Annotated in this window: 18 protein-coding genes; 6 read left to right on the top strand and 12 right to left on the bottom strand. The window is 62.6% G+C overall.

Features of this window, described 5'->3' with window-relative positions; genetic code table 11:
* The 3 genes from QSV36_RS09975 to QSV36_RS09985 all read left to right on the top strand — a co-directional run.
* Positions 1-2,650, top strand: a 2,650-nt coding sequence (locus tag QSV36_RS09975; RefSeq protein WP_289131423.1) for a T6SS effector BTH_I2691 family protein, incomplete at its 5' end; no start/stop codon positions are given.
* Positions 2,647-3,462: a DUF6708 domain-containing protein gene (locus tag QSV36_RS09980; RefSeq protein ID WP_289131424.1), complete on the top strand. Its 816-nt coding sequence runs from the start codon at positions 2,647-2,649 to the stop codon at positions 3,460-3,462. The genes QSV36_RS09975 and QSV36_RS09980, both read left to right, overlap by 4 nt.
* Positions 3,459-3,716 (top strand): PAAR domain-containing protein, encoded by a 258-nt coding sequence (locus QSV36_RS09985; protein ID WP_289131425.1) that lies wholly within the window; start codon positions 3,459-3,461, stop codon positions 3,714-3,716. Before QSV36_RS09980 ends, QSV36_RS09985 begins: the two co-directional genes overlap by 4 nt.
* A 70-nt stretch (positions 3,717-3,786) precedes the next feature.
* Here the strand turns inward: QSV36_RS09985 and QSV36_RS09990 are convergent, their stop codons facing one another.
* The 8 genes from QSV36_RS09990 to QSV36_RS10025 all read right to left on the bottom strand — a co-directional run bounded on the left by QSV36_RS09990 (position 3,787) and on the right by QSV36_RS10025 (position 11,905).
* Complete coding sequence (locus QSV36_RS09990) at positions 3,787-4,635, bottom strand: TIGR03915 family putative DNA repair protein (protein ID WP_289131426.1); 849 nt, start codon at positions 4,633-4,635, stop codon at positions 3,787-3,789.
* Entirely contained in the window at positions 4,626-5,846 is a 1,221-nt protein-coding gene (locus QSV36_RS09995; RefSeq protein WP_289131427.1) for a putative DNA modification/repair radical SAM protein, read from the bottom strand. Before QSV36_RS09995 ends, QSV36_RS09990 begins: the two co-directional genes overlap by 10 nt.
* Positions 5,847-6,015: 169 nt before the next feature.
* Entirely contained in the window at positions 6,016-7,551 is a 1,536-nt protein-coding gene (locus QSV36_RS10000) for an ArnT family glycosyltransferase (protein WP_502945665.1), read from the bottom strand.
* A 24-nt stretch (positions 7,552-7,575) separates the two neighbouring features.
* A complete protein-coding gene (locus tag QSV36_RS10005) occupies positions 7,576-7,848 on the bottom strand; it encodes a lipid-A-disaccharide synthase N-terminal domain-containing protein (RefSeq protein WP_170029716.1) in 273 nt (90 codons plus the stop codon).
* Positions 7,845-8,588: a glycosyltransferase family 2 protein gene (locus QSV36_RS10010; RefSeq protein WP_289131429.1), complete on the bottom strand. Its 744-nt coding sequence runs from the start codon at positions 8,586-8,588 to the stop codon at positions 7,845-7,847. The genes QSV36_RS10005 and QSV36_RS10010 overlap by 4 nt, the downstream gene beginning before the upstream one ends.
* A 33-nt stretch (positions 8,589-8,621) precedes the next feature.
* Positions 8,622-9,596: an NAD-dependent epimerase/dehydratase family protein gene (locus QSV36_RS10015; protein ID WP_289131430.1), complete on the bottom strand. Its 975-nt coding sequence runs from the start codon at positions 9,594-9,596 to the stop codon at positions 8,622-8,624.
* On the bottom strand, positions 9,584-10,921 hold the full coding sequence (locus tag QSV36_RS10020) for a UDP-glucose dehydrogenase family protein (RefSeq protein ID WP_289131431.1): 1,338 nt from the start codon (positions 10,919-10,921) through the stop codon (positions 9,584-9,586). Before QSV36_RS10020 ends, QSV36_RS10015 begins: the two co-directional genes overlap by 13 nt.
* A gap of 48 nt (positions 10,922-10,969) precedes the next feature.
* Positions 10,970-11,905 carry a LysR family transcriptional regulator gene (locus tag QSV36_RS10025; protein WP_289131432.1) on the bottom strand — a complete coding sequence of 312 codons (936 nt, stop codon included), beginning with the start codon at positions 11,903-11,905 and terminating at the stop codon, positions 10,970-10,972.
* A 117-nt stretch (positions 11,906-12,022) separates the two neighbouring features.
* On the opposite strand from QSV36_RS10025, the gene QSV36_RS10030 reads away from it, so the two are divergent.
* Together QSV36_RS10030 and QSV36_RS10035 are read left to right on the top strand one after the other, a co-directional pair.
* Positions 12,023-12,886 (top strand): type 1 glutamine amidotransferase domain-containing protein, encoded by an 864-nt coding sequence (locus QSV36_RS10030; RefSeq protein WP_289131433.1) that lies wholly within the window; start codon positions 12,023-12,025, stop codon positions 12,884-12,886.
* A 119-nt stretch (positions 12,887-13,005) separates the two neighbouring features.
* A complete protein-coding gene (locus QSV36_RS10035) occupies positions 13,006-14,052 on the top strand; it encodes a class I SAM-dependent methyltransferase (RefSeq protein WP_289131434.1) in 1,047 nt (348 codons plus the stop codon).
* A gap of 157 nt (positions 14,053-14,209) precedes the next feature.
* Here QSV36_RS10035 and QSV36_RS10040 read toward each other — a convergent pair whose 3' ends face one another.
* Entirely contained in the window at positions 14,210-15,454 is a 1,245-nt protein-coding gene (locus QSV36_RS10040) for a saccharopine dehydrogenase family protein (protein ID WP_289131435.1), read from the bottom strand.
* Between the two features lie 31 nt (positions 15,455-15,485).
* Entirely contained in the window at positions 15,486-16,583 is a 1,098-nt protein-coding gene (gene nspC / locus QSV36_RS10045) for a carboxynorspermidine decarboxylase (protein WP_170029724.1), read from the bottom strand.
* Positions 16,584-16,856: 273 nt separating this feature from the next.
* Between nspC and QSV36_RS10050 the strand changes: the two genes are divergently transcribed.
* Positions 16,857-17,027 (top strand): KGG domain-containing protein, encoded by a 171-nt coding sequence (locus QSV36_RS10050; protein WP_170029725.1) that lies wholly within the window; start codon positions 16,857-16,859, stop codon positions 17,025-17,027.
* 18 nt (positions 17,028-17,045) lie between these two features.
* Here the strand turns inward: QSV36_RS10050 and QSV36_RS10055 are convergent, their stop codons facing one another.
* Together QSV36_RS10055 and QSV36_RS10060 are read right to left on the bottom strand one after the other, a co-directional pair.
* Positions 17,046-17,963: a pyridoxal-phosphate dependent enzyme gene (locus QSV36_RS10055; protein ID WP_289131436.1), complete on the bottom strand. Its 918-nt coding sequence runs from the start codon at positions 17,961-17,963 to the stop codon at positions 17,046-17,048.
* Positions 17,960-18,634, bottom strand: coding sequence for a helix-turn-helix transcriptional regulator (locus QSV36_RS10060; protein ID WP_289131437.1), 675 nt, complete (start codon positions 18,632-18,634; stop codon positions 17,960-17,962). The genes QSV36_RS10055 and QSV36_RS10060 overlap by 4 nt, the downstream gene beginning before the upstream one ends.
* Positions 18,635-18,693: the final 59 nt, after the last annotated feature.

Here is an 18,693-nt window from a genome sequence, read left to right on the forward strand (position 1 = left end):
ACAGCAGGCATGTTCACCGTTCGACAGTGCGCACGGTTTCCATAGCCGCTGGCTGCGCCGGTTCGCCCTGCGTGGCTACCTGATCAATGCGATCAACCGCCACCAACTGGAAAACGGCGTGCTGGCCGTGGTGCTCGACGACACCGTCGGGCTGATCCAGGAGTACAACCAGCAACGCCTGAACTGGGTCGTGAAGCGCCAGGCCTGGCGCGAGGAGCCGATGCGAGCCTATCAGCTGCAGACCTCGCAGATCCTGCAGATCATTCGTGCCACCAACAGGGAACGGGCCGCGCAGGAAGTGCCGTCGCTGGAACCGCTGACCGGTGATGCCCCACCGGTGTTCACCGACCCGGCAGTCGCGCGACGACAGTTGGTCGAGCGCAAGCAGCAGGAGAGTGACGAGCGGCTTGAACAACGCTACCACGAACCGCAGCGCGCGGCGTTCCAGGCGGCTTACGACCAGCAGGAAGGCGAGTTTCAGCGTTACATCGACCAGGACGCGCAGGCGTACGTTGCCTTGTTCGATACGCCGATGTTCCAGGTGGTCGAGGCATACGACTACGACGGTAACGACCGTGAGTCCGGCGTGGCGTATGCCGAGACCCTGGCGCTGTGTCTGGGTGGCGGCGTTACCGAAGCCATGCTACCGGCCACCGAGCCGCGTATTCCCGCAGCCGGAACCAGCGAGGCTCTCTGGCTGAAATGGCTGCAGGACCCCGACAGCCCACCCTACCGCGCCTTGCTGATGCGCGACCGGGCATTGCTGGCCGGGCTGCTGCCGAGCTTTGCCGCGGATGGAGGCATCAGCTGGAATGACAGTGACAAGCTCTACAGCATGCTGAGCAAGATCATTGCCAGTGACGACGCCGGTTTGCGCCTGCGCAATACCCTCAAGCAGGCCATCGCCGAAACGCAAAGCGCGCTGAACGCAGCCAGCCAGCGGCTGGCGCCCTGCCTGTCGCCAGGCATCCAGAAAGCCGTGCGGCATCTGAACAGCGCCACGCAGTATCTCTACAACGGCGTGCAGCTGATCGAGCTGGAAGTGAAGATGAAGCTGGGCGAGTACTACGCCCTGCAGAGCCAGCACCTGCGGGAAATGCAGCACAAGGCCAATGCCTCCATCGCCGCGGCGCGGGACCGGATGCAGCGCAACCTTGACGATTTCGAGTTTGGCTCGATGAAGTCGATGCGCAAGGTGCGGCCGATCATCCAGCACGGGCTGATGAGCCTGGCCGTGCTCGACCCGCGCTTCACCCACACGATGATCAGCGTGACGGTGTGGGTCGAGGGCACGGCCGAGGAAGTGCATGGGCGGTTGTTCAAGGAAGCCAGCATGGGCGTGAACCAGGCGAGCAGCTTGGCGCAGCTTGCCCTGGTGGATATCTCGGTGGCGGCGGGGACCTTGGAAAGCGATGCGCGCAGGTTGTTGCAAGGGATGAAGATCACCTCGCAGCAGGCGGCGCGATTGGTAAGGACCGGTTTTTCCGGGTTGCGCGGGGTGGCTGGGAGCTGGGAAGTGCTGTTGGCGATAGGCGGGTTGTATCTGCAGCAGGACAGCCTGGGCCGGAATCAGGAAAAGGCGGAAGCGGAAATTGGGCCCAAGGCGTACGAGGCCAAGTTGGCATTGCAAGGATCCCAGCTGGGCGTGTTGGGTGGGCAGATTGAGCTGGTGGGGCTCATTCTGAGGTCAAGTACCCAGCATATTGCCGCACCGTGGGCAAAAAGCGCGTCTGGTACTGGAGTATCGCTGATAAGAATCGGTGCCATCATAAGTGCGATAGCTGGGGTTTTTGACACGGTACAAGCTTTTTCTGCTGCTAAGCGTGCATGGGCTGCTGGGGATCACGTGGCTAGCATGCTTCATGCTGGCGCAGGTTTCTTGTATGGAATTTCAACTGGGTTATTTGTCTACGCAATTTTTAAATCCTTCCTCCTGGGTCCCCTGGGTTTGGCTATGCTGTTTGCTCTCGGCGCCTACGCACTTATAAAACAAGCTAGTGGAAACGAAACCACTGCCCTCGAACGGTGGGCGCGTCGCTGCTACTTTGGAAAAGCTGACGAGAATCCTGCTGTCCATTGGGCTTCTCCTGAATATGCAGATATTGCATTTGCAGAACTTAATGCGGCTACGCTCGGCATGCGTGCGGGAATCCATTTTGAATCCAAACGCTCGAACGATCCAGCGGGCTCCAAGATAGGCGGTCTAGTCAATCTAGAATTAGAGCACAAACTCAAATTTCAGATTGTACTGCCTAAATATAGTGATGAGCACTCGGCTTTTCGCTGGGTTGTAATAGTGCATCGTCAAGGTGACGGGACCTTCCCCGATTTCATTGGTGGAGAGACCCTGCTGGTGGACGAGTACCAAGCTGTCTCGGTTGAAGCCCTCACTCCATCGTCAGAGTTCGCTGAGTTTTCTAAGCCAAGTCTACCTGACTATAGAAGTGAATTTTTGCTGAATAGAAATCAACAGACGTCAGTTTCTGCTGACCTCGCAACAAACTGGCTGGAGATCACTGGAACAGTAGAACTAGTGACGTCTATTGGGCCGCATACTATCCGTGCAGCGACGCTATTGGTGATGTACTGGCCAGATAGAAGCATGCACAGTACTTATATTGAGGTCTGCGTAAAGGAGAGTAATGATTGAAATCTAACTCCAGGGTTCTTTGCGAGCGAGCTTTAGGTTGGAGCCATGACCTACCTGATGTCAGATCGCAGGCAACTCCTTTGTTAAGCTTTGAAGACATCGACCCGTCGCCAAATCATTTCGACGAGGTCTACCTCGAGCTTTCTCGCTCTACTGTCAGTTTGCGTGGTGTCGCAACTTTGCTGGGCATTCCATTTTTGTTCGTTTCTTTAGGCGGCCTAGTCTATTTATATTCACTCATGCTTGACTTTAGCTGGTCGCTCGACTGGGATGTTGGTCTTATTGCGGTTCTAATGCCTCCGGTAGGCATGTGGGCCATTGCGACCTATGTAAAGATGGATCTCTTGCTCCCACGGGACGAACCCATCCGTTTCAATCGCTTGCGACGCAAAATCTATCTCTATCAATTCAGATTCCACTACATCTATCTGTTCAGCCGCAAACACTGGGGCGTAAAACCGGTCGCCTACAACTGGGACGACGTAACCGCCGAAGTCTACCGAGTCTACGCCCCCGGCCACGGTGGCCTGATCGAAAACGTCATGCTGTCGGTCCGCAACCCGGAAACCAACGAAGTCATCGACCGCGTGTTCTTCGCTCATGACCTCTACCGTGGCGAAGCTTACTGGGCCATCGCCCGGCTGTTCATGCAGCAAGGCCCTGAAGCCCTGCCGAAATTCGTCCATCCACCCCGTGACTGGAACGATGACGATGGCCTGAGCCACATGCACTGTCTAGCGCCAAAGGTACTTTGGCCGGAAGCCATTGACCGTGAATCCCGTACTGCCCCGTCTGAAGGTGACGCCCGATGAAACCCGTGATACTCGTAGGCCATCGGCATGTCTGCCCGCTGCATGGCACCAACCAGGTAGAAAGCGGCTGTTCCGCGTACACCTTCAATGGCAGGCCGGTTGCCAGAGTGGGGGACCGTACCACGTGTGGCGCCGTAATAATCAGTGGTGCTGCGCATTTTCTGATCGAAGGTGCAGCCGTCGCGCGCAAGGGCGATCGAACCGATCATGGTGGTGTGCTCGAAGAGGGCGATACGGGCTGGATGCTGGATTGACGCGAGCGGCGGTTCGGCGGCCTGCGGCAACCCAACCACCGTGCTGCCTGCTTCGCGGGCGAGCCCGCTCCTACACCGACCGTGTTGGCTTGTTGATTTGTTTGCCAGCCTGCGCTGCCACTTCCAGCGCTTGGCCGTCGCGTTGCTTGCCCTGACGCGCCAGACCTTCAAGCTGGGGTATCAGCATGCCCTCCGGCAAGTGTCGCCAGAACCTTCCCGGCATGTGCAGACGCAAGGCATCGGGGTTGAGGCGGGCAGGGTTGAAAGTGTGGCGGTAATAGGTGCGCCATAGCTCGGCGCCCGGGTCATCGGCGTTGCGCGCCCAGTGGCGCCAGGCCTCGGGGCATTGCCGACGGTATTCGAACGCCTGGCCGTCGAAGCGTATGCCATCGCGCGGGGTGGCGATCAACCAACGCAGGCGCCCCAGGCGGTCGGCGAAGTGCGGGCTGGCGCTTTCGAGGATGTCATGGGCCGGCTCGTGGTAAGCCACAAGGTCCAGCTGCAAGTGGCTCGCCAAGGCCTCCGGCAATGGCACGAAGCGTACAAAGGCGTGCAAATGGTGCGCCTCGCGGCTGACCTGCTTGATCCGCCGATGCAGTTCGCTGCCCAGCCGATCCCCCGCCAGCATCGCGGTGCGGTCGCCGTGGGCCACACGCCAGAGCACCTCGTAGAGGAGGTTCCAGCGTTGCTCGCCACGGTAGTGTGCGGCCTGTTGCAGCAGATCCAGCAGGGCCGCCGGTACCTTGGCACGAAAAGGGCCAGGGCCTTCCGGGAGCGGTGTCGGTATGGCCAGCAAGTCGGCCATCGGCCCTTGCGACCAGGTAACTTCCGCGGGATCGACACCATGCCCTAACAATACGCGCGCCTGCTCACGCCAGGTTGCGAACAGATCATCGCAGTCCAGCGCAATCATCCCCACAACCCCATCTGCACCGGTGCCTGTGGCTCGCGCAGACGGGCCCGCAACAGGCCGCTGCGCAGCTCGGCCTGGGCCGGGCGGTAGTCGCTGGTGACAATGAACGGCCGCGCCTTGTCCAGCACACAACGCAGCTGGATCAGGTCGTCATAGCGAATGCGCCGCTCGCGTCGCAACGCGACCAGGCGCTGAACGCTACGCAGGCCGATACCCGGAATGCGCGCCAGCAGCGCGGGTTCAGCGCGGTTCACATCCAGCGGAAAGACCTCTCGGTTGGCCAGTGCCCAGGCCAGCTTGGGGTCGATGTCCAATGCCAGGTTGTCGCCTTGGCCGAGCAGCTCCCCGGCCTGGTAGCCATAACCACGCAACAGGAAGTCGGCCTGGTACAGGCGGTGCTCGCGCAGCAGCGGCGGTGCCGCCAGGGGCACGCTGCCCGGGCTGTCGGGGATCGGGCTGAAGGCGGAGTAGTAAACGCGCTTGAGACCGTAGCCTTGGTACAGCGACTCGGCGTTGCGCAGCAGAGTGCTGTCGTCGGTATTGTCGGCACCGACGATCACCTGGGTGCTCTGCCCGGCGGGGGTGAAGCGTGGAGCCTTGGGTTCGTTGGCCACGGCTTGCTGGCCCTGGTGGATGACGCCCATTGCCTGGCGAATGGTGTGGGCCTGCTTTTCCGGCGCCAGGCGCTTCAGGCTGGCGTCGGTGGGCAGTTCGATGTTGACACTGAGGCGGTCGGCCAGGCGACCGGCTTCTTCGATCAACAGCGGGTCGGCATCAGGGATGGTCTTGAGGTGGATGTAGCCGCGGAAGTTGTGTTCCTCGCGCAACAGCCGGGCCACGCGGATCAACTGTTCCATGGTGTAGTCGGCCGAGCGGATGATGCCGGAACTGAGGAACAGGCCGCTGATGCAGTTGCGTCGGTAGAAATCCAGGGTCAGGCGCACCACTTCCTCGGGGGTGAAACGGGCGCGGGGCACGTTGCTGGAGCGGCGGTTCACGCAGTACTGGCAGTCGTACAGGCAGAAGTTGGTCAGCAGCACCTTGAGCAGCGACACGCAGCGGCCGTCGGGGGTGTAGCTGTGGCAGATGCCCATGCCGTTGGTGGCACCCAGGCCATCACCACCCCGCGAATTGCGCTTGGGCGCGCCGCTGCTGGCACAGGAGGCGTCGTACTTGGCGGCGTCGGCGAGGATGCCGAGTTTGGCAATGAGTTGCATGGCGTCATACCGGATACTGATTATTCATACAGTATTTTGAGCAAGCGCCGATTGCAAGTGGATTTGAAGTTCAGGCAGTTCATCGCGACCTGTGGCACCCGCCTGAACAGGCGGCCTGAAGCACGCGCAGAAGGTGTGGCGCTCAATATTTCTGCAAGCGCTGCTGGCCCTAAGGTTGCGGTGGCCGGCGCAACGCTGGCGGGTTACCGGCAGGGCTCGCCCAGGCGAAGTGATAGACATGCCTGGGCGCTGCCGCTTGGCATTGGCCAGTGTCGGCATCGGCGGCGACCACATACCACTCGGCGCGCGAGGTTTCGCCGAGCCTGCGCGCCTTCTCGGCACTGAAGCAGCGGCCCAGTGCGGCGGCCGGGACCAAGGCGTAGGCCGCAGGGTGATGACGCAGCCAGTAGGCGGCCGTATCTGCCCTGGATTGCCCGCTGAAGCCAAAATGCACGATAGGTTGGCGGGCAAACAGCCAATGCCCCTCGCGCCAGCCAACCAGCACCAGTTCGGCGCCGCCGGTGACGCGCGCGGCTTCGCTCATCAAGGTGTCATGTGGGTTGCGGCCTTCTTTAAAGGGCTCGACCCAGCCGCGCGCGAACCATAGCGCGAACCATACCAGGGCTATGGTGGTGAACCCTTTGCGCCAGGTTGGCCGGCGCCGTAGCCAACGCTTGAGCAGCCAGGGCAGCAGCGGCGCGATGGCCAGCACCAGGCCCGGCAATGCCGGGAAGATATACAGCTTGCGCTTGCCACTGCTGAGGCTGAAGAACAGCAGCACCAGCGCCACCCAGCCGAGCAGCAACAGGAAGCGGCCGTCGTGCTTCTGCAGCTGCCGATGCCAGGCCGGTACCAGCCACGGCAACGCCAGCACCAGTGGCAGCCAGTATTTTGGGATTACTTTGACGAAGAAGTACCAGACCGGCTCACGGTGGTCCCAGGCATTGGTATAGCGGCCGGCGGTCTGGCGCAACAGGATTTCCTTCAGGTAGGCCAGTTCTGCCGCGCCGCCCCCCTGGGCAATCGACACCAGCAGCGGCAACAGCCACACCGCGCAACCGGCCAGCAGGCATAACAAGCCCAGGCTCCAGCGCCGGGCCTGGCCGGGCATCGCCACCACGCCGTGCCAATGCTGGCGCACCGCCCAGGCATACGGCAGCAATACCAGCGCAGGCACAAAGCCCACGCCCTTGCTGATGATACCCAAGCCCATGGCCGCGCAAGCCAGGTAGAACCAACCCCAGGCCGGCCCCAGCAGCAGGTGGCGCAGCAGGCCATAGAGGCCCAGCGCCACCCACAGGCACAGAAAGCTGTCGATCTGCCCGGTGCGCAGGATGCTGTAGCTTTGGTAGGTGGCAAGGAACAGCAGGGCGGCGATCACGCCGATGCGCCGGTTCCACAGGCGCCGCCCCAGGTCGTGCAGCACCCAGGTGATGGTCGCTGCCGATAACAGCCCGGGCAGGTACAGGGCGATGCTGGGCGAGCCGGTCAGATTGGTGAAGAGGGCTACGGTCCACATGAACAACGGTGGCTTGTCACCATAGATTTCAGCCGCCCGGTGCGGGATGAACCAGTGACCGCTCTGCAGCATTTCCAGGGCAACGCCGAGGAAGCGCTCCTCATCCACATTCATCGGCTGGCGCCAGCCGATACCGGCACCCACCAGTAGCAGCGCCAGGGCCATCAGCGCCAGGCGTTCGGCCATGAGCGAGTCGAACCTTGGCACGGGCTATTCCTTCTGTTGCGGGTGGCGGGCGATCAGCTGCAGGTTGCGCAGGTAGACCAGGAGACCGAAGCTCTGGCCAATGATGAACACCGGGTCCTGGCGATAGATGGCGTAGGCCAGCAGCAACGCGCTGCCAAGCATGCTCAGGTACCAGAAGCCCACCGGGATGAGGCTGCGGCGTTTGAACTCGCTGTACAGCCACTGCAGTACGAAGCGCCCGGTGAACACGGCCTGGCCGGCGAAACCGACGATCAGCCACAAGCTTTCACGGGTCATCCTTCGAGTTCCTGCGGGCGCGTGTCCAGGCGGGTACGGCGGATCAGCCACCAGACCCCGAACAGGTCGAGGATGCCAACCAGGGCGCGGTCCAGGTTGCCGTATTTGGACACCCCGGCCTGACGCGGCCGGTGGTTGACCGGGTGGACCAGCATGCGCCCGTTGTGGCGCAGGATCAGCGCCGGAATGAACCGGTGCATGTGATCGAAGTAGGGCAGGCGCAGGAAGGCCGCGCGCTCGACCAGTTTCAACCCGCAGCCGGTGTCGGGCGTGGCATCCCTGAGCAGGCGGCGGCGCAGGCCGTTGGCAAGGCGCGAGGCCCAGCGTTTGCTGGTGCTGTCGTGACGGTTGACGCGGTGCCCGGCCACCAGCTTGAGGTTGCCTGGCAAATGCGGGTTGGCGCGTACCAGGGCCAGCATGCCGGGGATATCCGCCGGGTCGTTCTGCCCATCGCCGTCAAGGGTGGCCAGCCACTGGCCGCGCGCCGCTTCGGCGGCGTGCCACAGTGAAGTGCTCTGGCCCAGCGAGTGCGCGTGGCGGAGGATGCGCAATTGCGGGTAGCCCTGGCTCTTCACCTGTTGCAGGGCACTCAGGGTGTGGTCGCTGCTGCCGTCATCGACCACCAGTACTTCGTAGTCCAGGGTTGCCAGTGCGGCGCGGATTTCCTGCAGCAGTGCCGGCAGGTTGTCGGCCTCGTTCCTCGCCGGTATGAGTACCGAAAGCTCAAGTGGGGCTGTCATGGGGGACTTGTGATCCTGTTGTAGTTGGGCGGTTCAGACCCGGTAGTAGTCGCGGTACCAGGCCACGAACGCATTGACGCCATGTGCCAGCGATGTGCCGGGGGTGTAGCCGATCCAGCGCTCCAGCCCGCCGACATCGGCCCAGGTTTGCAACACGTCGCCGGGTTGCAGCGGCAGGTAGTCGCGCTGGGCCTGGATGCCCAGGGACTGCTCCAGGCATTCGATGAATTGCAGGAGCCGTACCGGCTGGCCACGGCCGATGTTGAACAACTGACAGGGCGGTTGCCCCCCGGCCGGCACTGGCGGCTTCAGGCGCAAGCGCACGATGCTCTCGACGATGTCGTCTATGTAGGTGAAGTCGCGAGCCATCAGGCCGTTGTTGTAGACCGCGATCGGCCGGCCTTCGAGAATGGCGCGGGTGAACGTGAACAGGGCCATGTCCGGGCGGCCCCAGGGGCCGTAGACCGTGAAGAAACGCAGCCCGGAGGTCGGCAGCTGATACAGGTGGGCATAGCTGTGCGCCATCAGTTCGTTGGCGCGTTTGCTGGCGGCATAGAGCGATAGCGGTTGCTCGACCCGGTCGTCGACGCTGAACGGCAGTTTGGCGTTGGCCCCGTAAACCGAGCTGCTGGAGGCATAGATGAAGTGGCGCGGCGGGCGCTGGCGGCAGGCCTCGAGCACATTTAGAAAGCCAACCAGGTTGGCCTGCCCATAGGCACTGGGGTTGTCCAGCGAATAACGCACCCCGGCCTGCGCCGCCAGGTGGATCACCTCACTGAACGGCTGCGCGGCGAACAACTGTTGCAGCTCTGCCGGGTGGGTAATGTCGAGGGTATGGAAGCGGAAGGTGGCGAAGTCGAACAGCTGCTGCAAGCGTGCCAGCTTCAACTTGACGCTGTAGTAGGCATTGAGGTTGTCGATGCCGACCACCTCGATGCCGGCCTCGCACAGGCGCCGCGCCACGTGGTAGCCGATGAACCCGGCCACACCGGTAATCAGTACGGGCATGCGGGTTGCCCCTGGCCACGGCCGATGCCGTAGTAAGTCAGGCCAGCGGCGGCCATATGCTCCGGTTCGAACAGGTTGCGCCCGTCGAATACCACGCGGTCGGCCAATTGCTGGAGCACCTTGTCCAGGTCGAGTACGCGGTAATCCTGCCATTCGGTGACGATCACCAAGGCATCGGCGCCGCGTAGCGCATCGTCCTTGCAGGGCATCAGGCGCAGGTCGCGGCGCGTGCCATAGTGCCGCTGGATCTCGTCCATGGCCTGTGGGTCATGTGCCTGTACCCGCGCCCCGGCGGCCCACAATGCTTCCAGCAGCACTCGGCTGGAGGCTTCGCGAATGTCGTTGGTGTTGGGCTTGAACGACAACCCCCACAAGGCGAAGACCTTGCCTCGCACGCCACCTGGGTAATGACGCTGGATCTTGCTGAACAGCCGGCCCTTTTGCCGCTCGTTGACCGACTCCACCGCACGCAACAGCTGCGGCTCGAAGCCTTCGGCCTCGGCGCTGCGGCGCAGGGCCTGCAGGTCCTTGGGGAAGCACGAGCCACCGAAGCCGCAGCCGGCATAGATGAAGTCGTAGCCGATGCGCGGATCAGAACCGATGCCACGGCGCACCATCTCGATATCGGCGCCCAGGTGCTCGGCCAGGTTGGCGATTTCGTTGATGAACGAGATCTTGGTCGCCAGCATGCAGTTGGCCGCGTACTTGGTCAGCTCGGCGCTGCGCGCGTCCATGACCATGAGCTTTTCGCGGTTGCGGCTGAACGGCAGGTACAGCTCGCGCAGCAGCTCCACCTCGGCAGGTTCCGCGCCACCGATGATGATGCGCTCCGGGCGCATGCAGTCGTCCACGGCCGAACCCTCCTTGAGGAACTCGGGGTTGCTGATGACCTGAAAGCGGCGAGCGTCACCCACGGCTTGGGCGATGCGCGCCTTGATGCGGTGCACCGTGCCGACGGGGACGGTGGATTTGTTGACGATCACCTTGGGGGCGTCGGCATGTTCGAGGATGCTGTCGACCACCGCGAACACGTGCCTGAGGTCGGCGCTGCCATCGGCCTGTGGCGGGGTGCCGACCGCGATGAACTGCAACCTGGCATAGTTGGCCGCTTCGCTGGCGTCGGTGGTGAAGCGCAGCCGACCACAAGCCAGGTTGTTCACCAGCATTGGCGCCAGGCCCGGCTCGAAGATCGGACAGTGGCCTGCATTGAGGGCGGCGACCCGCGCGGCGTCGACATCCATGCACAACACCGAATGCCCCACCTGGGCCAGGCACACTGCCTGGGTGAGGCCAACATAACCGGTACCGAAAACCGTGACCTTCATTTGACAGCTCCTTGGCGAGAAAGCTGAAAAAAAATGTCACATTGTTGTTTAGGAATTGTTACCCGTGCTGATCGCCGCTTGCTGGGCTACCGCCCAGAGCTGTTGGCGGAACCACCGCCGCAGGGGATCGGCATGGGTGCGCTCGTGCCAGATCTGCATCACCTCGATGCCCGGCAGCGCCAGCGGCAGCGGGTACATCACCAGGTCATCATCGCGCGCGCTGGCTTCGACGGCCAGCGAGCGCAGGCAGGTCAGCAGCAAGTCGGTGCCACGCAGCAAGCGCGCCGGGGCGATGAAACTGGACAAGCCAGCTACCACCCGCCGCTGCTTGCCTTGGCTGCGCAGTGCGCGGTCGACCAGGCCGTCGAGGTCGCCGGTGAGGGTGGTGAGCAGATGGTCGCTGGCCAGGAAGGTGTCGAGGTCCAGGCCTTTGCCCAGGCCTGGATGGCTGCATGACGCCAACACGACCAGTTGTTCGTTGAGCAGGCGCTGCTGGTGGAAGGTGTCCGGCAGGTCGGTGTAGAACCCGGCAACGGCGAGGTCACAGGTGCCTTTCTCCAGCGCTTCGCGGGGTAGTTGGCCACGGGTGTTGTGGGTCACCAGGGTCAGGTTCGGTGCCTGGCTGCGCAGCAGCGGCAGCAGCCTGGGTAACAGGGTCTGTTCGACATAATCGGTGCTGTACAGGTGCAGCCGGGCAGGGCGGGCGAGGAAGTCCTGGCCTTCGCAACGTTCATAGAAACCTTCCAGGCTCACCACCAGGCGTTCCACCTGGGGTGCCAGTTCATGGGCACGCGGCGTGGGCGTCAGGCCGCGGGGCGCGCGTACGAACAAGGGGTCGCCGAACTGATGGCGCAGCTTGTTGAGTTTGTGGCTGAGCGCAGGCTGGCTCAGCGCCATGCGCTGGGCGGCGAGGGTGGCATTGCGTTCCTGATACAGCACATGGAACAGGTACAGCAGGTTGAAGTCTTTGCTGGCGATATTCATTTTCTGGATTACAGGCATGCAAGCTTTCGAATTATCGAATCATAGCCTGGCCACTAGCATGAGCGCATCGGGTCGCCCTGTCCGGATGGCCCATGAGTTGCTCGAGGAGAGTGCTGCATGATCCAGATGTCCAGGCTTGCCCTTGCCGTGGCTGCCTCCCTGCTTGCCGCCGGTACCCAGGCCGCGCTCAAGGGCGAGGTGCTGGTACTGTTGTCCAGCGAGCGCCAGCTGCCGTTGCAGGACGGCCAAGGCTACCCCACTGGTTATTACCTCAACGAGTTCGGCGTGCCAGCCGACCAGTTGCTCAAGGCTGGTTACAAACTGGTGCTGGTAACGCCGAAGGGCAACGCCCCGAGCGTCGACCCGCGTTCGATCGACCCGAGCTATTTTGGCGGCGATGCAGCCGAGATGAAGCGCATCGAAGAGGTCGTCCAAAACCTGCCCGACATCGACGATACCCTGTCGGTGAGCGAGGTACTGGCAGGCGATCCAAGCCGTTATGCCGGGCTGTTCGTCCCCGGTGGCCATGCGCCGTTGATCGACCTGGCCAACAACCCGGACGTGGGCGCCTTGCTGCGGCATTTCCACCAGGCTGGCAAACCTACCGCGGCCATCTGCCATGGCCCCATCGCCTTACTCTCGGCCCAGCAGGACCCGGCAGGCTATCAGGCCGCGCTGGCACGTGGCGACAAGCCGGCAGCCAAGGGCTGGGTGTACAAGGGCTACCGGATGACCATCTTCTCCGACCCGGAAGAGCAGGTGTTCGAGGGTTCGCTCAAGGGCCAGCGCCTGTTGTTCTACCCGGCGACTGCCATGGCGATTGCAGGCGGCGACATGGGCTACGCCAAGGCCTGGCAACCCAACGTGGTGGTGGACCGCGAACTGATCACCGGGCAGAACCCGTTCTCGGACAAAGCGTTGGCCAAGGCACTGCTGGAAAAACTGGCCGAACAGGCACAGCGTTCCAAACAGGGCAACTAGACTTACCAGTGGCCTGCACCGGGTAGCGCTCGGCAGGCCAACACCATCCACCCGACCACCGCCTCCCCGGAGCGGACGTCCCTCGCTGGCGATGGCCTTCTTGCAGAGGAGGGCAGGTCATGGACGAGGCAAGGCTTCACGATTTCATGGGCAAGCTGGTGGCCGACATGGGCGCGGCGGCAACCCTGGCCAATGTGATACTCGGCGACGAACTGGGGTTGTACCGGGCCATGGCCGATAGCCAGCCGACCACCCCTGAGGCACTGGCGGCAAAGACCGGCTGCCACCCGCGGCTGGTGCGCGAATGGCTCAACGCCCAGGCCGCGTCCGGCTACATGGTGCATGACCAGGGCCGCTTCGTATTGCCCGAAGAACAGGCCATGGCCCTGGCGCTGGAAGATTCCCCGGCCTACATGGCCGGTGGCGCGGCGGTAGTGGCGGCACTGTTCCATGACAAGGACAAACTGGTTGCGGCTATGCGCGGTGACGGCGGGTTGGCCTGGGGTGACCATCACCCCTGCATGTTCAGCGGTACCGAGCGGTTCTTTCGGCCGGGTTACCGCACGTTTCTGGTGGCCGAATGGCTACCGACGCTCGAGGGTGTGGTCGCCAAGTTGCAGGCAGGCGCCAAGGTGGCTGACGTCGGTTGCGGGCATGGTGCTTCGACGCTGGTCATGGCCGAGGCATTTCCGGCCTCGACTTTCATTGGCTACGACTACCACGGGCCTTCCATTACCACGGCCAATGAACGCGCGCGCGAAGCGGGGTTGGTGGGGCGGGTGACGTTCCAGCAGGCCAGCGCCAAGGACTATCCGGGGCATGACCATGACCTGGTGTGTTTCTTCGATTGCCTGCACGACATGGGGGACCCGGTGGGCGCGGCGAAACATGCCTACCGCGCGTTGAAGGCAGACGGCACGGTGATGCTGGTGGAACCCTATGCCGAAGATTCGCTGGAGGGCAACCTGACGCCGGTCGGGCGCTTGTTCTATGCCGCCTCGACGTTCATTTGCACACCGAACTCGTTATCCCAGGAGGTGGGCTTGGGGCTGGGCGCCCAAGCCGGGGAGGCGCGCTTGCGTGCAGTGTTCGAGGAGGCTGGGTTCAGCCGGTTCCGGCGGGCGACGCAGACACCGTTCAACCTGATCCTCGAGGCCCGGAAATAAGGAGGCTGCTCGCTGGCAAGTCAGCATTGTCAATTGTTGAGCGGATTTATCCGCGAAGCAGGCGGCGCGGTGGATGGCACCAGCCTGGCTTGCCGGCGATGAGGCCCGGACAGGCAAAAAGAAGGGGCGCCTGAATGGCGCCCCCTTCTTGTGCCGCTTAGGCTTCAGCGTCCCATGGACGGTCGCCTTTTTCATCCTTGATGCGGGTCGGCAGGCCCATCACGTCCAGCGCCTTGAGGAATGGCTCGGCTGGCAGCTCCTCGACGTTGACCATGCGCTTGGCATCCCACTCGCCACGGGCAACCAGCAGGGCGGCAGCCACCGGCGGAACCCCGGCGGTGTAGGAAATACCCTGGCTGTCGGTCTCGGCGTAGGCTTCTTCGTGGTCGGCCACGTTGTAGATGAACACTTCGCGCGGCTGGCCATCCTTGGTGCCCTTGACCAGGTCGCCGATGCAGGTCTTGCCGGTGTAGCCCGGAGCCAGCGAGGCGGGGTCCGGCAGTACGGCCTTGACCACCTTCAGCGGTACCACTTCCAGGCCTTCGGCGGTCTTCACCGGTTGCTCGGAGAGCAGGCCCAGGTTCTTCAGCACGGTGAACACGTTGATATAGTGTTCGCCGAAGCTCATCCAGAAACGTACGTTCGGCACGTTGAGGTTCTTCGAGAGCGAATGAACTTCATCGTGGCCAGTCAGGTACAGGTTCTGCGAACCAACCACCGGCAGGTCGTCGGTACGCTTGACTTCGAACATGCTGTTGCTGGTCCACTGGCTGTTCTGCCAGCTCCAGACTTGCCCGGTGAATTCACGGAAGTTGATCTCCGGGTCGAAGTTGGTGGCAAAGTACTTGCCATGCGAACCGGCATTGACATCGAGAATGTCGATCGAGTCAATGCTGTCGAAATACTGTTGTTGCGCCAGTTTGGCGTAGCTGTTCACCACACCCGGGTCGAAACCGACGCCGAGAATGGCGGTAATGTTCTTGGCCTGGCACTCCTCGAGGTGTTTCCACTCGTAGTTGCCGTACCATGGCGGGGTCTCGCAGATTTTCCCCGGCTCTTCGTGGATGGCGGTGTCCAGGTAGGCGACACCGGTATCGATGCAGGCACGCAGCACCGACATGTTGAGGAAGGCGGAACCGACGTTGATCACGATCTGCGATTCGGTCTCGCGGATCAGTGCCTTGGTCGCCTCGACATCGAGGGCATTGAGCGAGAAGGCCTGGATGTCGGCGGGTACCTTGAGGCTACCCTTGGCCTTGACGCTGTCGATGATGGCCTGGCATTTGGAGATGTTCCGTGACGCGATAGCGATACGACCCAGTTCGTCGTTATGCTGCGCGCACTTGTGGGCCACCACCTTGGCGACACCTCCTGCACCAATGATAAGAACGTTCTTCTTCAATTTATCCCTTGCTCCTTACTGAAAGCCGGTCTTACGACAGGCTGGAAACGTAGTCTTCGAAACCGAACTCGCGCACCACTTCGACGCTGCCGTCGAGTTGCTTGACCACGATGGATGGCATTTTCAGACCGTTGAACCAGTTTTTCTTGACCATGGTGTAACCCGCCGCGTCGACGAACGACAGGCGATCGCCGATGGCCAGCGGGCGGTCGAATTGGTATTCGCCGAAGATGTCGCCGGCCAGGCACGACTTGCCGCAGACCATGTAGGTATGGGCACCGTCGTTCGGGGCCATCTTGGCGTTGAGGCGATAGATCAGCAGGTCGAGCATGTGCGCTTCGATCGAGCTGTCGACCACGGCCAGGTGCTTGCCGTTGTACAGCGTGTCGAGCACGGTCACTTCCAGCGAGGCGCTGTTGGTGATGGCCGCTTCGCCCGGCTCCAGGTACACCTGCACGGCGTATTTTTCCGAGAAGGCTTTCAGGCGCGCGCAGAAGGCGTCCAGGGCATAGTCTTCACCGGTGAAGTGGATGCCGCCACCGAGGCTGACCCATTCGACCTGGTGCAGCAGGTGGCCGAAGCGCTCTTCGATGTGGCTGAGCATCTTGTCGAACAGGCCGAAGTCGCCGTTTTCGCAGTTGTTGTGGAACATGAAGCCGGAGATTTGCGAAATCACCTGTTCGACCTTGGCCGGGTCCCATTCGCCCAGGCGGCTGAACGGGCGGGCCGGGTCGGCCAGCAGGTAGTCGGAGCTGCTGACCTGCGGGTTGACACGCAGGCCGCGGACCTTGCCTTCGGACTGTTCGGCGAAGCGCTGCAGCTGGCCGATGGAGTTGAAGATGATCTTGTCGCAGTTCTCGAGCATCTCCTCGACCTCGTCGTCGGCCCAGGCCACGCTGTAGGCGTGGGTCTCGCCGGCAAACTTCTGGCGGCCGAGCTTGAGCTCGTACAGCGAGGAAGAGGTGGTGCCGTCCATGTACTGTTGCATCAGGTCGAAGACTGACCAGGTGGCAAAGCACTTGAGAGCGAGCAGTGCCTTGGCACCGGAGTGTTCGCGCACGTAGGCGATCTTCTCCATGTTGCCCAGCAGCTTGGTTTTATCGATGAGGTAGTACGGCGTCTTGATCATTTAAAGGCCCCCGGCCAGGCCGGCCAAAAAAAGGACACGCATTGTGCCTTCACTTGCCGCAGACCGAAAGGGCGGGATATGCATTTCGTCAGGGTTGCTGACGTTGCAGTGGCTTTTGCGGTCGTGCGGGCTCAGTAGAACATGCTCATGTGACCATTCTGATGATTATCCATGACCTCGCTGGTTGCCCTGAGCCATTGGTCAGGGCAAGGCAATCATCGGTCCCGCGCTGATCTCCAATATTGGGCATTCTTTGCCTCAGGGAGACATAGCATGACCAAGCATCACGACAACGGCCACGGTTTTGCCGATGACCCACAACGGGTCCATGACGCCGGGCGCAAGGGTGGGTCTGGCAAGGACCTGAAACAGGACCGTGCGGAGAAGGCGCGTGTGGGTGGGCAACACAGCCACGGCGGTTCGCGTCGGCGCGGCGAAGGTTGACTTCGCCACGCCCGCGCTTCATTGGGCCGCGGCCAGCCAGGCGTGGATCTGCGCCAGGGTAGCGGTGGCCCCGCCACACACCACCATCAGCACGTTACTGTAGCCGGCCAGCGCGACCGCGTCGTAAGCCAATGCCAGCGCGGCACCGCAGGCCGGCTCTACCAGCACACGATGATCGAGCAGGAACCGCTCGCAGGCTTCCAGGGCGGCACGGTCGCTGACCACACGGCTATGCACCGGGTGCTGGCCGGCGCAGGTCAGTGCCTGGTCGGCGACACGCTTGGCCCCCAGTGACGTGGCGACCGAATCGATACGCTCCAGCTCGACCGGATGCCCTGCCTGCAGGGCCGCATGCAGCGACGCCGCGCCCGTGGTTTCCACTGCCAGCACCGGCACATCGTCCCAGCCGTTACGTTGCAGCCCCTCGACCACCCCGCAAAGCAGGCCACCACCGCCCACCGAGAGCACCACGGCATCCGGCTTCAGGCCGGCCGCGGCAACCTCGTCCACCAGGCTGGCATGGCCAGCCCACAGCAGTGGGTCATCGAACGGGTGGATGAAAGCATCACCCTGGCCGACCAGCGTTTGCGCCAGCGTGTTGGCTTCCTGCCAGGAACTACCGTGGACCACCACCTTGGCGCCTTCCAGGCGTAGCAGTTCCCGGGCCCGCTCGGTGGTGGTTTCGGGCACCACCACGGTCACCGGCACGCCCAGCTTGCGCCCGGCATAGGCGACCGCCAGGCCGGCGTTGCCGCCTGAGGAGGAAACGAAATGCCGCGCGCCACGGGCATGCTGCACTTCGCAGGCATGGCCGACACCGCGCAACTTGAACGAACCGCAGGGCTGCAGGGCGTCGAGCTTGAGCCAGATGTTGCACCCGGCTGCCAGCGACAGCGGGCGGGATTCGATCAAGGGGGTAGGGATATGCAAGGTCATTGGCTGGCTCCGCGCAGTTGCTCGAGGTAGTTGTATATGGTGTAGCGGGTCACCCCTAAGGCATTGGCGGCTTTTTCCACCCCGCCCTTGACGATGAACAGGCCGCGTTCCTGCATCACCCGCACGGCCTCGACCTTGGCCTGCTTGTTCATCCGCCCTTGGCCGCTGCGCTGCAGCGAGGCCTGGATGATTTCGCTCATCAGCAGCTCCATGTCGGCGGGCTCGTTGACGGTCGGGGCCGTAGCCAATGGCTGGAACTGCTGGAGAAAGCTCATGGCGGCGTCGAGGCCGGTGACATCGGTGTTGACGCAAAGGCTGGCGAAGGGGTGGCCGGTGCTGTCACGGAAGATTGCCGTGGCGCTGCGCAAGGTGCGGCCTCTGAGGGTGGTGGGGTAGTCGGGAACGACCACCGGCGCGCAGCCTTGCTGGTCGGCCGAGGCTTGCATCAGCGCCTTGAAGCCTTGGTCCTGTTCCGGTGCGGCGAGGATCGGGCTACCGACGCTGCGGCCGGAAAGGTGGCCGTTGACGATCGCCACCACGGAGTGTTCCGGTTGGTCAAGGTCATGCAGGAGGATTTCCAGGTTGCGTGGGGCAACGCTGCCCATGGCCTGGATGGCGGCCTTGAGCACGGTGAGGGTAAGCTGGCGTTCTGCTTCGGGTGTCAGGGACATGGCAAATCGCAAAATCAACGTTTTGTGTATTTTTACACATGGCGTTGAATTTTGCGATT

Origin of the sequence: Pseudomonas sp. BCRC 81390 (genome assembly GCF_030341915.1) — a bacterium.
Classification (GTDB): domain Bacteria; phylum Pseudomonadota; class Gammaproteobacteria; order Pseudomonadales; family Pseudomonadaceae; genus Aquipseudomonas.

Excerpts from the sequence above, each read along its gene's own strand:
- QSV36_RS09985 (WP_289131425.1), top strand. The coding sequence starts at position 3,459 with ATGAAACCCGTGATACTCGTAGGCCATCGGCATGTCTGCCCGCTGCAT.
- QSV36_RS09995 (WP_289131427.1), bottom strand. The coding sequence starts at position 5,846 with ATGCAACTCATTGCCAAACTCGGCATCCTCGCCGACGCCGCCAAGTAC.
- QSV36_RS10000 (WP_502945665.1), bottom strand. The coding sequence starts at position 7,551 with ATGGCCGAACGCCTGGCGCTGATGGCCCTGGCGCTGCTACTGGTGGGT.
- QSV36_RS10005 (WP_170029716.1), bottom strand. The coding sequence starts at position 7,848 with ATGACCCGTGAAAGCTTGTGGCTGATCGTCGGTTTCGCCGGCCAGGCC.
- QSV36_RS10010 (WP_289131429.1), bottom strand. The coding sequence starts at position 8,588 with ATGACAGCCCCACTTGAGCTTTCGGTACTCATACCGGCGAGGAACGAG.
- QSV36_RS10015 (WP_289131430.1), bottom strand. The coding sequence starts at position 9,596 with ATGCCCGTACTGATTACCGGTGTGGCCGGGTTCATCGGCTACCACGTG.
- QSV36_RS10020 (WP_289131431.1), bottom strand. The coding sequence starts at position 10,921 with ATGAAGGTCACGGTTTTCGGTACCGGTTATGTTGGCCTCACCCAGGCA.
- QSV36_RS10025 (WP_289131432.1), bottom strand. The coding sequence starts at position 11,905 with ATGAATATCGCCAGCAAAGACTTCAACCTGCTGTACCTGTTCCATGTG.
- QSV36_RS10030 (WP_289131433.1), top strand. The coding sequence starts at position 12,023 with ATGATCCAGATGTCCAGGCTTGCCCTTGCCGTGGCTGCCTCCCTGCTT.
- QSV36_RS10035 (WP_289131434.1), top strand. The coding sequence starts at position 13,006 with ATGGACGAGGCAAGGCTTCACGATTTCATGGGCAAGCTGGTGGCCGAC.
- nspC (WP_170029724.1), bottom strand. The coding sequence starts at position 16,583 with ATGATCAAGACGCCGTACTACCTCATCGATAAAACCAAGCTGCTGGGC.
- QSV36_RS10050 (WP_170029725.1), top strand. The coding sequence starts at position 16,857 with ATGACCAAGCATCACGACAACGGCCACGGTTTTGCCGATGACCCACAA.
- QSV36_RS10055 (WP_289131436.1), bottom strand. The coding sequence starts at position 17,963 with ATGACCTTGCATATCCCTACCCCCTTGATCGAATCCCGCCCGCTGTCG.
- QSV36_RS10060 (WP_289131437.1), bottom strand. The coding sequence starts at position 18,634 with ATGTCCCTGACACCCGAAGCAGAACGCCAGCTTACCCTCACCGTGCTC.